We start from the raw sequence: 13970 nt of genomic DNA, 5'->3' as shown, positions 1-13970 counted from the left end.
TTATATACGCAGCGTATGTCTGGCAGAAAGAGGAAATACACATGTCAATTAAAAAAATCGCAGAAAAAGCAGGAGTATCGGTATCAACTGTTTCCCGTATCCTGAATAAGCCCGATTACAGATGTTCCGTACCGGGTCTCAGAGAAAAAGTTTGGTCCATTGCAATGGAGTTGAATTATGTCCCAAATGAAGCGGCACGTAACCTCAAAAAAGGAACACAGGCAAAAGAAAGCAAAATCTGGCATATTCATGTTCTGATGACTAGAACAGATGAGTCCAGAACGGATCCTTTTTTTACAGAGCTTCTTCATATTATAGAAAGTGAAATTCATGGACAGAACTGTATCCTTTCAAAGGTGTGGTACAAACCGTTCTTTTCAGATGACCGAAAATGCCGGAGAGAAAATCTTGACCAGATCATTCAGGGCATGTATACTGAGACAGAAGAAAAAAAGGATGGTCTGATCATTATCGGGCGATGTAATCCGCTTGCCCTGAAAAAACTGAATCAGAAATACCGGAGCGTGGTTTCAGTAAACCGAAATTCAACGAATTATGAAGTAGATGAGGTCCTTTGCGACGGCAAAAAGATTGCCGCGATGGCAGTAGAGCATCTGATCTCACTGGGACATCGTAATATCGGTTATGTGGGTGGATGCAGGAATGAAGACCGTTATAACGGATATCTGGATACATTGAAGCAGAACCATCTGGATGTGATACCGGAATATGTTGTAGAGTCGAACCAGACCGAGATTGAAGGTTTTGAGGCAATGGAGAAACTTCTGAAATCTGAAGACTGTCCAACCGGAATTTACTGTGCGAATGATATTACAGCTGTGGGAATGCTAAAATGTCTGCGGCGATGCAGAAATCTCTATTTTACTCCGTCGATAATAGCGAGTGATGATATTGAAGAGGCACAGTATACGAAACCGATGCTGACAACTGTTGGCCTTCCGAAAGAGGAAATGGGACGTTTTGCGCTGTATCTTCTTCTGGACCGGATGAAGGGCGGACACAGTGGTGTTGTGAGGATGGAACTGTCAGGAAAACTTCTTGTGAGAAACAGCTGTTCACATGTTTCGGAAAGTTTCTGGAGTGATTACTGTATATAGTAGTTACTGTGAACGGAATGAACAGTAACATTACAGCCGGGGAATATGTGAAAAGATAAAGGAAGATTGATATGTGTATAAGAACGATTGAAGAATTAGAAAAGGATACAAGGGAAAAACAGGTAATAGATATCCGTGATAAGGCTGACTTTGAAAAAGAGACTTATCCGGGTGCAGTCAATATATACTGGGAAGAGCTTGAAGAGCATATGGATGAGATTCGCAGGGACTGTCCGGTCTATCTGGTTTGTTATACCGGGCAGAAGAGTGAGGAGATCGCGGAAGAACTGACGGAACAGGGATATGAGATCTACAGTGTCAAAAACGGCTATCGTGCATGGCTGAAGCTCAAACTCGGCAGATTGATGGCAAATCACAATGAAGCAGAGCAGCGTACAAAGGATATTGAACGTAGTATTATCAAGAAATTTCGTAAACCGATCTGGAGACGTTTTACAAAGGCAATCCGGGAATATGAACTGGTACAGGATGGAGACAAGATTGCGGTCTGTATTTCCGGAGGCAAGGATTCCATGCTGATGGCAAAGCTTTTTCAGGAGCTTTCCCGTCATGGAAAGAAAAATTTCGAAGTTGTTTTTCTTGTGATGAATCCGGGTTATAATGAAATAAACTACCAGACTATCAAAGATAATGCAAAGATTCTAAATGTGCCGATTACAGTGTTTGAATCAGACATTTTCAATATTGTAGCCTCTGAGGAGCAGTCTCCGTGCTATCTCTGCGCACGTATGAGAAGGGGATATCTTTATAGTAAGGCAAAAGAACTTGGATGTAACAAAATTGCGCTTGGTCATCATTATGATGATGTGATCGAGACGATTCTTATGGGAATGCTTTATGGCGCACAGGTGCAGACCATGATGCCGAAACTTCACAGTACAAACTTTGAGGGTATGGAGCTGATCCGCCCCCTGTACTTAATCCGTGAGGCGGATATCATTCACTGGGCAAATTATAATGACCTGCATTTTATCCAGTGTGCATGCCGCTTTACAGAGCACTGTGCATCCTGCGGCGGTACAGAAAAAGGTTCAAAGAGGGCTGAGATTAAAGAACTGATCCATGAACTTGCCCAGAAAGATCCGGTTATTGAATATAATATTTTTCGAAGTGTGGAGAATGTCAACCTCAACACCGTTATTGGATATAAGCAGGATGGGGTACGACATAATTTCCTTGATACCTATGATGATGTGAAATAAATACAGGAATATTGAGCAGCTGCTGTCGAAATGACAGCGGCTGTTTTTTTCTGAAATTTCAAGCTGTGCAAACGTTTTCTAATAAACATATTTAAAAGATATGTTTATTGGTATATAATGCCATTAACATAAAACATATCATTTGCATATGTTATAATAATCTACAGGGAGTGGCACAAATGAAGAAAAAGAAATTTCGAAACCTCTGTCTGGCAGCAGTTCTTGGAATCGCCGGATTTGCCGGCATCTGTTCCTACGATGCCGGAGCAGGAACGAATGTACATATTATTAATGTTTCTTATGATCCGACAAGAGAACTGTATGAATCCTATAATAAAATATTCAAAGAACACTGGAAAGAAAAAACAGGACAGGATGTCGATGTCATCCAGTCACATGGAGGTTCCGGCAAACAGGCACTTGAAGTGATCAATGGACTTCAGGCAGATGTTGTGACACTGGCCCTTGAATATGATATCGATGCAATCGAAAATTCAGGGATGATCAGAGACAGATGGAAAGAGGAACTTCCTGATGACAGCGCACCTTATACATCAACGATCGTATTTCTTGTAAGAAAAGGTAATCCGAAAAACATTCAGGACTGGAATGACCTGATTCGGGATGATGTGGATGTCATTACCCCAAATCCAAAAACTTCCGGTGGTGCCCGCTGGAATTACCTTGCGGCATGGGCATATGCACAGAAACAATACGATGGTGATGAAGCGCAAATGGAAAATTTTATCAAAAATTTATATCAGAATGTTCTTGTGCTGGATTCCGGTGCAAGAAGTGCAACAACCTCCTTTGTAGAAAATGGACAGGGAGATGTCCTGATTGCATGGGAAAATGAAGCTTTTCTCTCTGTGACAGATGATCCGGATGAGTTTGAAATTGTGAATCCGAGCATCAGTGTACTTGCACAGCCGTCTGTAGCAGTTGTTGACGAAGTGGCAGAAAACCGTGGTACGGAAGAGGTTTCAAGAGAATATCTGAATTATCTGTATTCTGATGAGGCACAGCGCATTGCCGCACAGAATTATTATCGCCCGGTAAATAAACAGATCTTAAACGAATATAAAGATGTTTTTGACCTCAGCATGGAATTGAAGACCATCGATGATTTCGGAGGATGGCAGGAAGTTCAGCAGAAACATTTTGCAGACGGCGGAGTATTTGACAGAATTTACGGCAACTAAAAGATGAGGAGCGGATATTATGAAAAAAAGTAAAAAAAGAGTGATTCCCGGATTCGGACTGACAATGGGTGTGACGATCACGATGCTGAGTATCATAGTCCTGATTCCGCTGGCATCACTTGTAGTATATTCTTCACAGCTTGGACTGAAAGAGTTTTTCGAAGTAATCACAAGAAAAAGAGTATTGTCCAGCTTTTACGTAAGTTTTATCACAGCACTTGGTGCATCACTGGTCAACGCTGTGATGGGACTGATTCTTGCCTGGGTGCTGGTGCGTTATGAATTTCCTGGCAAACGGATCATGGATGGGATGATAGAGCTTCCTTTTGCACTGCCGACAGCAGTAGCAGGCATTTCGCTCACATCTCTTACAGCAGACCAGGGACTGATCGGAAGTTTTTTTGCAAAATTCGGTATCAAGATCGCTTATACCAAACTGGGTATTACATTTGCATTGATTTTTGTAGGAATTCCGTTTGTAGCAAGGGCAGTACAGCCTGTGCTTGAAAAACTGGATGGTTCTTATGAAGAAGCAGCACGTGTCATGGGTGCAAAACCGGGGCTGATTTTTCGAAGAGTAATTCTTCCGGAACTTCTGCCTCCGCTTCTGACCGGAACAGGGCTTGCATTCGGGCGCTGCCTCGGAGAATACGGAAGCGTTGTGTTTATTGCAGGAAACCGACCGTATGAAACAGAAATCACACCACTGATCATCATGTCGGAACTGCAGGAATTTGATTACCAGAGTGCAACATCCATTGCACTGGTCATGCTCATTGCATCGTTTTTAATCTTATTTCTGATGAATCTGATGCAGGCACGTAATTCAAAAAGATTGAGAGGAGGAGCCATCTGATGGAAAATAATAAAACAGAATCAAAAGCAGTAAAATATCTGCTGATTGGAATCAGCGTCCTCTTTCTTTTCGTGATGCTGGTGCTGCCGTTGTTTGTTGTTGTTACGGAAACATTAAAAAAAGGCTGGCAGATTTATGTCGAAGCTGTGACAGATTCTTATACGATTGATGCACTGATGCTGACCTTAAAGGCAACAGTGATCGCTGTGCTCTGTAATACCTTTTTCGGATTGTGTGCGGCATGGGCAGTGACGAGATTTCAGTTTAAAGGGAAAAAAATCCTGACAACACTGATCGATGTACCGGTTACTGTTTCTCCAATCATCGCTGGTCTGATTTATCTGCTCGTATTCGGAAAACAGAGTATTTTGTATCCGTATCTGCAAAAAGCCGGGATTCAGATTGTATTTGCAGTGCCGGGAATTATTCTTGCCACAGTATTTGTGACGTTTCCATTTGTTTTCCGTGAACTTCTTCCGGTGCTGGAATCCATCGGGACAGATGAGGAAGAAGCAGCAGCACTGATGGGAGCGAAAGGCTGGACTATTTTTTCAAAAATCACATTTCCACATATCAAATGGGCGCTTCTGTACGGAATAGTTTTATGTACAGCAAGGGCAATGGGAGAATTCGGTGCCGTATCGGTATTATCCGGGCACCTCAGAGGTCTGACAAATACGCTGCCACTGCATGTGGAAATTTTATTTAATGAATTTCAGTATGTGCCGGCATTCGCAGTATCGTCAATTCTTGTGATTATGGCGGTGATTCTTCTGATTATACGAAGCATCATGGAGCACCGGGGCAAAAAGGAGGAAGCATAATGTACGTGGAATTAAAAGACATCAATAAGACTTTTGGAGATTATAAAGCATCGGATCATGTTTCCTTCGGAATTGAGAAAGGAAAACTGATCGGACTTTTAGGACCAAGTGGAAGCGGAAAAACAACGATCCTGCGTATGATTGCCGGATTGGAACAGCCGGACAGCGGAAAGATCGTCATCGACGGAAAAGTAGTAAATAACATTCCGGCAAGTGAGCGCGGCATCGGTTTTGTATTCCAGAGCTACGCGCTGTTTCGTTATATGACTGTTTATGACAATATAGCATTTGGCCTGAAAGTACAGAAAGCTGACAAAACTTATATCAAAAAAAGAGTAACGGAGCTGATAGAACTGATCGGCCTTAAAGGACTGGAAAAAAGATATCCGAGCCAACTGTCCGGTGGTCAGAGACAGAGGGTTGCTTTTGCAAGGGCGCTGGCGCCTAATCCGCAGCTTTTGCTTCTGGATGAACCATTTGCCGCTATTGATGCAAAAATTCGACAGGAACTTAGGACATGGCTGAAAGACATGATTGAAAAACTCGGTATCACCAGTATCTTTGTCACACATGACCAGGATGAGGCGATTGAAGTTGCAGATGAGATCATTATTACAAACAAAGGTCACATTGAGCAGAAGGGAAGTCCGGTGGAAGTATATCAGCGCCCGGAAACTGCTTTCAGCGCATCTTTCTTTGGTCAGGCAGCAATTGTGAAGGATTATCACATTTTCAACTATTTTGAAGATATTGCCGGAGCAGAGCATGCAATCGTCCGTCCGGAATTTGTCAAAGTGACCAGAAAAAATGAAGTGCAGAAATACAAAAGTTCTGCATCAGAAGCGGTGGTAGAACGTGTCGCCTTCCGCGGCAGTTATTTTGAACTGGGACTGAAAGTAGGAGATATTCAGTTGAGCGCGCGAAGGGGACTGGATGAAACGCTTGTACATACAGGGGAGACAGTAGACGTTTTTGTACAGCGCATTTTTGTTATAAAAGAAAACAAAGTTTATGCGTTGGAAAACCGTTCAGCAAGAGAAGATTATCTTGTGATTTGACGATATTACTTGTTTTCCCTATAACCTTGTAGTATAATAGGTATATATGGAGGGATTTACATGAAAATATCAACAAGAGGACGTTATGCACTTCGTGTTATGCTGGATCTTGCAGAGCATAACAATGGAGAATATATTCCATTAATGGACATTGCGAGAAGACAGGAGATTTCAGAAAAGTATCTGGAATCCATTGTATCTGTACTGAGTAAACAGAAGTTTGTAAAGGCATTACGCGGAAAAGGAGGCGGATATCGTCTGGCCAAAACTCCGGCAGAATATACGATCGGCAGTATTTTAAGAATTACAGAAGGCTCAATGGCACCGGTAGCATGTCTTGATGATCATCCGAATCAGTGCGAGAGAGCATCATCCTGCAAGACATTACAGATGTGGGAAAATTTTTACAAGTTGATCAATGAATATTTTGACGGAATCACACTGGAAGATCTGCTTGAACAAAATGCAGATATGGGTGATTATGTAATCTGAGACAGGACGAATTTTGCAAGTATAACGAGTCCGTAAAAGAAGTAAAACAGGACAGATTTGTCATTGAACTGATCTGGTCCTGTTTTTTAATGTTTGTGTTATCCTGAAAAAGGAAAAACTGGAAAAAACATATAATACATATTGACATGGTATGTTTATGGGTATATAGTAATAGCAACAAAAAGAAAGGATATAAGGGAGCACAGGAATGAAAGAATACGGTTTTAATACAACTTTGCTTCATGGGACAGAGGAGACAAATCCTTTTGGCGCGACACAGGTTCCGGTCTACCAGTCCAGTGCATTCCGTCACGATACAGCAGAGGAACTCGAAAAGATTTTTGCAAATAAACGGGCCGGATATTCATATACAAGAATCAACAATCCGACAGTTGAAGCTTTTGAGAAACGAATGACGAAGCTTGAGGGTGGAATAGGAAGTGTGGCATGCGCGTCAGGAATGGCGGCATTGACTATGGCTCTTATGAATATCCTGCAAAATGGTGATCATGTAGTTGCAGCGGCAGGATTGTACGGCGGCACAGTAGAACTTCTGGATGAACTGAAAGCTTACGGGATTACGACAACTTATGTACGAGAGAATACACCACAGGCTTTTGAAACGGAGATTACACCTCAGACCAAAGCTGTTTTTGCAGAAACAATTGGCAATCCGAAACTGGATGTAACGGATATTCAGGGAGTGGCGGAAATTGCACATAAGTATGGGGTTCCGTTTCTGGTAGATAATACAGTTGCAACCCCATATCTGATCAATCCGTTAAAGCTTGGAGCTGACATCGTGATTCATTCCTCCTCAAAATATATAAACGGGAGCAGTGATGCAATCAGTGGAATTTTGATCAGCGGCGGCGGTTTCAAATGGAATGCAGAGAAATTTCCGGGTATGGCAGAATTTAAGAAGTTCGGTCCATTTGCATATCTTGCAAAACTGCGAAACGGTTTATTTCGAAGTATGGGCGCCTGTCTGGCACCGCAGAATGCATTTTTGAATACACTCGGACTTGAAACACTTGGACTTCGAATGCAGCGCCACTGTAGTAACGCCATGGAGCTGGCGGAGTTTTTGAAAGAACTTGGTCATGGAATTACTGTTTCCTATCCCGGTCTTTCGGAACATCCATATCATAAGATTGCGGCACAACAGTTCCATGGTGGGTACGGAGCAATCATTACATTAAGAGCAGGAAGCAGAGAACGTGCTTTCCGAATCCTGAATGAACTGAGGATCCCATGGCTGGTATCAAATATAGGAGATACGAAAACACTTGCGATACATCCATCCAGCACAATTGCGGCACATCTGACACAGGAAGAAAAAGAACTTTCCGGTGTATATGATGATATGATTCGAATCAGTGTGGGAATAGAAGATATTGAAGATTTAAAAGAAGATTTCAGAAGAGTAATAGAAGGAGAGGACAAAAATGGCGAAAGTTGATTACGCAACATTAAAAAAAGGCGGCTTTATGCGTCAGAAACAGAAAAACAATTTTTCCCTGAGACTTGCCTGCGTCGGTGGTGCACTTACCGCTGAAAACCTCAAAAAAATTGCAGAGGTTGCAGAGAAATACGGAGATGGCTACGTACATCTGACATCCAGACAGGGTGTAGAGATTCCTTTTATTAAATTAGATGATATTGATGATGTGACAGTAGATCTTGCTAAGGGCGGATGTCGCCCGGGTGTCTGCGGACCACGCGTTCGAACAGTGACAGCATGTCAGGGAAATGCAGTCTGTCCGAGTGGAAATATCAACAGTTATGATATAGCTGTTAAATTAAATGAAAGATATTTCGGACGTGAGCTTCCGCATAAATTCAAATTTGGTGTAACAGGCTGTCAGAACAACTGCCTCAAAGCTGAAGAAAATGATGTAGGAATCAAGGGCGCTGCACAGATCAGCTGGAAAGAGGATACCTGTATTCACTGTGGTGTCTGTGAAAAAGCCTGCAGGGAAGAAGCAGTTACTTTTCAGGATGGCAAGCTCGTAATCGACACTCAGCTATGTAATTACTGTGGACGTTGCGCAAAATCTTGCCCGGTTGATGCATGGGACGTAAATAAAGCATTTCTTGTATCATTTGGCGGTACTTTTGGAAACCATATCAGTAAAGGAAGAGAATTCCTTCCGCTGATAACATCCGAAGAACAGCTTTTCCGTGTGACAGATGCGGCAATTCAGTTTTTTGCAGATCATGCAAATGCAGGAGAGCGATTCAAATTTACAATTGACAGAGTTGGAGAAGAAAAACTGTACGAAGTACTGAAAGGAGCTTATGATGGCTGATTATAAGATTGATGATACTGTAGATATTACAGATGTTGTCTGCCCGGTAACATTTGTAAAAGCAAAGGTTGCACTTGAGGAACTGGACGATGGACAGATCCTTGCAGTCCGTATGAATAACGGAGAACCGGTACAGAATGTACCGCGAAGCATTAAAGAAGAAGGACATCAGATTCTGAAACTCACTGACAACGGGGATGATACATTTACCCTGATCGTTAAGAAAGTAGAGGATGAATGATATGGCACTCAGAATCAATGCAGAGAACTTTGAAGAAAAGGTGTTAAAAGCAGACAAGCCGGTTCTTGTGGATTTCTATTCTGATAGCTGCATCCCGTGCAAACAGATGGCAGGAATCCTCGGAGACATTGAAGACGAGAATGAAGATAATATTTACATCTACAAAGTAAATGTGAATTATGACAAAGAACTGGCTGAGAAATACAAAGTCATGTCAGTTCCGACAGTGATCTGCTTCGTAAACGGAGAAGCAAAAGGAAAGACTGTAGGACTGAAAGAACAGGAAGAAATAGAAGAGTTGTTTGAAAAATACGTTTGATAAGTTTACATGTGTCAGATAAATATTTCATCGAAGATACGCTCTCGCTGCCTTCGACTGGCAGCAGTACGTAAGAAACCAAAATACGGTTTCTAAGTACTGGCCGTCTCAGAGCATCTTCTCCCGAAATATTTATCCGCACACTGGAAATTATCAAGACGGTGGGTAGCCAGCCTGCCGGCGGGAAGCACGACAATGGTTGAGAAATTCCTGTGAAACGGTTAATTATTCTTGTCAAAGCTGTAAAATTATTTAAGAACTTGTTGGGGATATTCAGGGGATTCATAAACATTTTCACAAGAAGATGATCTGACAACCAATTTCACAAATTTTGAGTATAAAAGGAGATAAGAGATATGTTTATTAAAGTTGAAGGAGAGAAGAAGGAATACCCGGAAGGACTTACCGTAAAGGAACTGATTGAAAAAGAAGACGTAGAGACACCACAGTATGTTACCGTAACAATCAATGACGAATTTATAGAAAGTGGTGCTTTCGAATCTACAGAAGTTAAAGATGGTGATGAAGTTGAATTTCTGTACTTCATGGGAGGAGGCGCAAGATAATGGCATTTACAAACGAACAGTTAGAGCGCTATTCCCGCCACATCATCCTCAAAGAGGTTGGTGCGAAGGGACAGAAGAAGCTTCTGAATTCCAGTGTACTGATCATTGGCGCAGGCGGACTTGGAGCACCGGCAGCTATGTATCTGGCAGCAGCCGGAGTTGGAACCATTGGAATTGCAGATGCCGATGAAGTTGATCTTTCCAATCTTCAGAGACAGGTCATCCATACAACGGCAGACCTTGGCAAGGCGAAAGTAAAATCTGCAAAAGAAACCATGCAGGCAATCAACCCGGATGTCAAAGTTAATACATACCGTAAGTTTATCACATCAGAAAATATCATGGACATCATCAAGGATTATGATTTCATCATCGACGGAACAGATAACTTCCCGGCAAAATTCCTTATCAATGATGCATGTGTCATGGCACAGAAGCCATTCTCCCATGCAGGAATCATTCGTTTCAAAGGTCAGCTTATGACGTATGTGCCGGGAGAAGGACCATGTTACAGATGCGTATTTAAGGATCCGCCGCCGAAGGATGCAGTGCCGACCTGTAAGCAGGCCGGAGTTATCGGAGCCATGGGCGGAGTCATCGGAAGCCTACAGGCAATGGAAGCAGTGAAATACATCATCGGAAAAGGAGATCTCCTGACAGGCAGACTTCTTACTTATGATGCACTGACAATGACTTTCCGTACGATCAAACTTCCTAAGAACCATGACTGCCCGGTATGCGGCGATCACCCGACCATCACAAAACTGATCGACTACGAGCAGGCGGAATGTGACATGCATATGTAATGCTGCGATAGTGGGAAAATGCGAGGACTACGTGTGTTGGATAAGTATTTCATCGAAGACACGCTCTCGCTGCCTTCGACTGGCAGCGGATACTAAGGGATTAAAAAACAATCCCTAAGTACCGGCCGTCTCAGAGCGTCTTCTCACGAAATAATTATCCACACACTGGAAATTGCAGACAGGACGTAACGCAGCCTGACATATGTCATGTACCGGAAAGAAAAGGCTTATATTTGTATATTGCAGAAGTACTTATAGAAATTCTTAAATACAGATACTTGCTGGTTTGCAATTATGAACGTAACTATTACTGCGGCCCACACGACAATTGTACGACGAACATATTTCGAGAAACAGTGTGTGAATAATAATTCATAAGAAGATGCTCTGAGACGGCCAGTACTTAGTGACCGTATTCTGGTCACTTATGTACTGCTGCCAGTCGAGGGCAGCGAAAGCGTATCTTCGTTGAATTGATTATTGCACACACGTAACTTGACAACATCGAGGAGTTTTATTATGAAACTATATTTGAAAAAATCCGATTACACCACCATCCTGGAACACTGTACTGCCGGCCTCCCGAACGAGTCATGCGGCCTCCTCGCAGGAACCAAAGAAGATGAGGAGATCACCGTCACAAAAGTCTATCTCCTCACAAACGTAGATGCCAGCATAGAACACTTCTCCATGGATCCGAAAGAACAGCTTAAAGCACTCAAAGATGCCAGAGCAAACGGATATAAAATCATAGGGAACTTCCATTCCCATCCTGAATCCCCTTCCCGTCCGTCAGAGGAAGACAAACGACTGGCATTTGATCCGACCATCGAATATCTTATCCTTTCCCTTATGGAGGAAGGAAATCCGGTGCTGAAAGCATTTGAAATCGACAAAGAAAAAAACGTTACGATCCACGAAATCGAGATTACAGAATAAAGTCAGGAAGAAAGAACCATGAGCAAATCCTTACAGGTAAAACAGATAGATACAGATGTCCTGATTATCGGCGGCGGTACCGCAGGCTGTTACGCGGCACTTACAATCAGCAGAAATTCAGATGCTTCTGTTCTGGTAGCAGAGAAAGCAAATATCAAACGAAGCGGCTGTCTGGCAGCTGGTGTTAACGCCATCAATGCATATATCGTCAAAGGACGTAAACCTCAGGATTATGTAGACTACGCAACAAAAGATGCAGCAGGCATCGTCAGAAATGACCTGCTTCTGACGGCAGCCGAAGAATTTAACAATGTAACAGCAGACATGGAAAGCCTCGGTCTTGTAATTCTCAAAGATGAAAACGGAGACTATGTGGCGAGAGGTAACCGCAACATTAAGATCAATGGCGAGAACTTCAAACCACTTCTTGCAGATGCTGTATACAAAAGCAAAAATGTAGACGTTCTAAATTACGTAAATATTACAGATCTTCTTACAGAAAACGGAAGTGTTTATGGCGCAGTCGGTTTTTCCATTATGGAAGAAACAGCCTATGTGATTCATGCAAAGGCAGTCCTGATCGCAACAGGTGGCGCTGCAGGCATTTATAAACCAAACAACCCGGGATTTTCCAGACATAAAATGTGGTATCCTCCTTTTAACACAGGAGCCGGATATGCGATGGGAATCCGTTCCGGTGCAGAGATGACAACCTTTGAGATGCGTTTTATTGCACTGAGATGCAAAGATACAATTGCTCCGACCGGAACCATTGCGCAGGGTGTACAGGCAAAGCAGGTTAATTCAAAAGGCGAAGTTTACGAGCATATCTATGGCCTGACAACCAGCCAGAGAGTTTATGGAACAGTCAGAGAAAACCAGCTGGGACATGGTCCGTGTTATCTTCAGACTTCCGGTATCACGTCCGAGCAGGATCGGGATCTTCTGAAAGCATATCTGAACATGGCACCGAGCCAGACCCTTAAATGGATTGAAAACGGCAAAATGCCGAGTGAACAGGACGTAGAGATTCAGGGAACAGAGCCATATATTGTAGGTGGTCATACGGCAAGTGGTTTCTGGGTAGATACAAAGAGAAAAACGACCATTCACGGACTGTATGCGGCCGGTGATGTTGCTGGCGGATGTCCGCAGAAATATGTAACTGGTGCTCTGGCTGAGGGCAAGATTGCCTCTTTTGCAATCATCGAACAGCTGAAAAGTGATTCTGATGAAACAACGTCCACAATCGAAAAACAGGCACAGGTGATTTTGAAAGATTACGAAAAAATCCGCAGTACACAGAACGGATTATTTACAATTGATGATCTGGAAGAAGCCATGCAGAAAGTTATGGACGAATATGCAGGCGGAATCGCAAGCAATTATCAGTTTAATGAAAAACAGTTAAAACTTGCAGAAGAAAAAATCGCGCGTTTAAGTGAACTGGCAGAGCAGATCGGGGCAGAGGATATGCATGAGCTCCTTTTTGCTTACGAGTTAAAAGAAAGACTTCTTGTCTGTCAGGTTCTGATCGAACATCTCAAAAACAGAAAAGAAACACGCTGGCATTCATTTAACGAAAATCTTGATCATCCGGAGACAGATGAAAAATTTGAAAAATATGTAAATTCCAGAATGGAAGACGGCAAGCTCCATATTCTGTTCCGGGATCTGATAAAGGGGGATACTTATGAGCATACAAATTCGTAAAGACCGCTGTATCGGCTGCGGAAAATGTCAGGAAGTATGTCCAGGCACCCTCATTCAGATCATAGATAAAAAGGCAGTCATGAAATACCCGAAGAATTGCTGGGGCTGTGTTTCCTGCGTAAAAGAATGCAGGGCAGGAGCCATTGAATTCTATCTTGGTGCAGACATCGGCGGCATGGGTGGAACAATGAATGTCACACAAAAAGGTGATCTTCTCAACTGGAATATCACCAGAGCAGACGGCAGCGAACTTGTGATCAGTGTTGACCGGAGAAATTCCAATAAATATTAAGACAGGAGA

Annotated in this window: 16 protein-coding genes; all 16 read left to right on the top strand. The window is 42.7% G+C overall.

Annotation, left to right across the window (positions count from 1 at the left end; genetic code table 11):
• Window positions 1–41: 41 nt before the first annotated feature.
• A complete protein-coding gene (locus BQ7344_RS02520; RefSeq protein WP_072521296.1) occupies window positions 42–1118 on the top strand; it encodes a LacI family DNA-binding transcriptional regulator in 1077 nt (358 codons plus the stop codon).
• A 71-nt stretch (window positions 1119–1189) separates the two neighbouring features.
• Window positions 1190–2341 (top strand): PP-loop family protein, encoded by a 1152-nt coding sequence (locus tag BQ7344_RS02515; RefSeq protein WP_072521295.1) that lies wholly within the window; start codon window positions 1190–1192, stop codon window positions 2339–2341.
• 179 nt (window positions 2342–2520) lie between these two features.
• Window positions 2521–3543, top strand: coding sequence for a sulfate ABC transporter substrate-binding protein (locus BQ7344_RS02510; protein ID WP_072521294.1), 1023 nt, complete (start codon window positions 2521–2523; stop codon window positions 3541–3543).
• Window positions 3544–3562: 19 nt separating this feature from the next.
• On the top strand, window positions 3563–4399 hold the full coding sequence (gene cysT / locus BQ7344_RS02505) for a sulfate ABC transporter permease subunit CysT (RefSeq protein WP_072521293.1): 837 nt from the start codon (window positions 3563–3565) through the stop codon (window positions 4397–4399).
• Window positions 4399–5223 carry a sulfate ABC transporter permease subunit CysW gene (cysW, locus tag BQ7344_RS02500; protein ID WP_072521292.1) on the top strand — a complete coding sequence of 275 codons (825 nt, stop codon included), beginning with the start codon at window positions 4399–4401 and terminating at the stop codon, window positions 5221–5223. Before cysT ends, cysW begins: the two co-directional genes overlap by 1 nt.
• A complete protein-coding gene (locus tag BQ7344_RS02495; RefSeq protein WP_072521291.1) occupies window positions 5223–6281 on the top strand; it encodes a sulfate/molybdate ABC transporter ATP-binding protein in 1059 nt (352 codons plus the stop codon). The genes cysW and BQ7344_RS02495 overlap by 1 nt, the downstream gene beginning before the upstream one ends.
• 60 nt (window positions 6282–6341) lie before the next feature.
• The gene (locus BQ7344_RS02490) at window positions 6342–6773 is read left to right on the top strand and encodes an RrF2 family transcriptional regulator (RefSeq protein ID WP_072521290.1); all 432 of its coding nucleotides are present in this window, start codon (window positions 6342–6344) and stop codon (window positions 6771–6773) included.
• 208 nt (window positions 6774–6981) lie between these two features.
• A complete protein-coding gene (locus tag BQ7344_RS02485; protein WP_072521289.1) occupies window positions 6982–8235 on the top strand; it encodes an O-acetylhomoserine aminocarboxypropyltransferase/cysteine synthase family protein in 1254 nt (417 codons plus the stop codon).
• The gene (locus BQ7344_RS02480; RefSeq protein ID WP_072521288.1) at window positions 8222–9085 is read left to right on the top strand and encodes a 4Fe-4S binding protein; all 864 of its coding nucleotides are present in this window, start codon (window positions 8222–8224) and stop codon (window positions 9083–9085) included. The genes BQ7344_RS02485 and BQ7344_RS02480 overlap by 14 nt, the downstream gene beginning before the upstream one ends.
• Window positions 9078–9326: a sulfurtransferase TusA family protein gene (locus BQ7344_RS02475; protein ID WP_015542534.1), complete on the top strand. Its 249-nt coding sequence runs from the start codon at window positions 9078–9080 to the stop codon at window positions 9324–9326. Before BQ7344_RS02480 ends, BQ7344_RS02475 begins: the two co-directional genes overlap by 8 nt.
• A 1-nt stretch (window position 9327) precedes the next feature.
• Window positions 9328–9645 carry a thioredoxin gene (gene trxA, locus BQ7344_RS02470; protein WP_072521286.1) on the top strand — a complete coding sequence of 106 codons (318 nt, stop codon included), beginning with the start codon at window positions 9328–9330 and terminating at the stop codon, window positions 9643–9645.
• Between the two features lie 356 nt (window positions 9646–10001).
• On the top strand, window positions 10002–10211 hold the full coding sequence (gene thiS / locus BQ7344_RS02465) for a sulfur carrier protein ThiS (RefSeq protein WP_072521285.1): 210 nt from the start codon (window positions 10002–10004) through the stop codon (window positions 10209–10211).
• Entirely contained in the window at window positions 10211–11017 is an 807-nt protein-coding gene (locus BQ7344_RS02460; protein ID WP_072521284.1) for a HesA/MoeB/ThiF family protein, read from the top strand. Before thiS ends, BQ7344_RS02460 begins: the two co-directional genes overlap by 1 nt.
• Window positions 11018–11536: 519 nt before the next feature.
• Window positions 11537–11956, top strand: a complete 420-nt coding sequence (locus BQ7344_RS02455; protein WP_072521283.1) for a M67 family metallopeptidase — start codon at window positions 11537–11539, stop codon at window positions 11954–11956.
• 18 nt (window positions 11957–11974) lie between these two features.
• Window positions 11975–13669 carry an adenylyl-sulfate reductase subunit alpha gene (locus BQ7344_RS02450; protein ID WP_072521282.1) on the top strand — a complete coding sequence of 565 codons (1695 nt, stop codon included), beginning with the start codon at window positions 11975–11977 and terminating at the stop codon, window positions 13667–13669.
• Complete coding sequence (locus tag BQ7344_RS02445) at window positions 13650–13961, top strand: 4Fe-4S dicluster domain-containing protein (protein ID WP_072521281.1); 312 nt, start codon at window positions 13650–13652, stop codon at window positions 13959–13961. The genes BQ7344_RS02450 and BQ7344_RS02445 overlap by 20 nt, the downstream gene beginning before the upstream one ends.
• The last annotated feature ends 9 nt before the right edge of the window (window positions 13962–13970 follow it).

Origin of the sequence: Blautia sp. Marseille-P3087, assembly GCF_900120195.1 — a bacterium.
Taxonomy (GTDB): Bacteria; Bacillota; Clostridia; order Lachnospirales; family Lachnospiraceae; genus Blautia_A.
This window is presented reverse-complemented; position numbering and strand designations above follow the sequence as displayed.

Coding starts and splice junctions, on each gene's coding strand:
- cysW (WP_072521292.1), top strand. CDS start 4,399: ATGGAAAATAATAAAACAGAATCAAAAGCAGTAAAATATCTGCTGATT.
- BQ7344_RS02495 (WP_072521291.1), top strand. CDS start 5,223: ATGTACGTGGAATTAAAAGACATCAATAAGACTTTTGGAGATTATAAA.
- BQ7344_RS02480 (WP_072521288.1), top strand. CDS start 8,222: ATGGCGAAAGTTGATTACGCAACATTAAAAAAAGGCGGCTTTATGCGT.
- BQ7344_RS02520 (WP_072521296.1), top strand. CDS start 42: ATGTCAATTAAAAAAATCGCAGAAAAAGCAGGAGTATCGGTATCAACT.
- trxA (WP_072521286.1), top strand. CDS start 9,328: ATGGCACTCAGAATCAATGCAGAGAACTTTGAAGAAAAGGTGTTAAAA.
- cysT (WP_072521293.1), top strand. CDS start 3,563: ATGAAAAAAAGTAAAAAAAGAGTGATTCCCGGATTCGGACTGACAATG.
- BQ7344_RS02455 (WP_072521283.1), top strand. CDS start 11,537: ATGAAACTATATTTGAAAAAATCCGATTACACCACCATCCTGGAACAC.
- BQ7344_RS02510 (WP_072521294.1), top strand. CDS start 2,521: ATGAAGAAAAAGAAATTTCGAAACCTCTGTCTGGCAGCAGTTCTTGGA.
- thiS (WP_072521285.1), top strand. CDS start 10,002: ATGTTTATTAAAGTTGAAGGAGAGAAGAAGGAATACCCGGAAGGACTT.
- BQ7344_RS02490 (WP_072521290.1), top strand. CDS start 6,342: ATGAAAATATCAACAAGAGGACGTTATGCACTTCGTGTTATGCTGGAT.
- BQ7344_RS02475 (WP_015542534.1), top strand. CDS start 9,078: ATGGCTGATTATAAGATTGATGATACTGTAGATATTACAGATGTTGTC.
- BQ7344_RS02450 (WP_072521282.1), top strand. CDS start 11,975: ATGAGCAAATCCTTACAGGTAAAACAGATAGATACAGATGTCCTGATT.
- BQ7344_RS02485 (WP_072521289.1), top strand. CDS start 6,982: ATGAAAGAATACGGTTTTAATACAACTTTGCTTCATGGGACAGAGGAG.
- BQ7344_RS02445 (WP_072521281.1), top strand. CDS start 13,650: ATGAGCATACAAATTCGTAAAGACCGCTGTATCGGCTGCGGAAAATGT.
- BQ7344_RS02515 (WP_072521295.1), top strand. CDS start 1,190: ATGTGTATAAGAACGATTGAAGAATTAGAAAAGGATACAAGGGAAAAA.
- BQ7344_RS02460 (WP_072521284.1), top strand. CDS start 10,211: ATGGCATTTACAAACGAACAGTTAGAGCGCTATTCCCGCCACATCATC.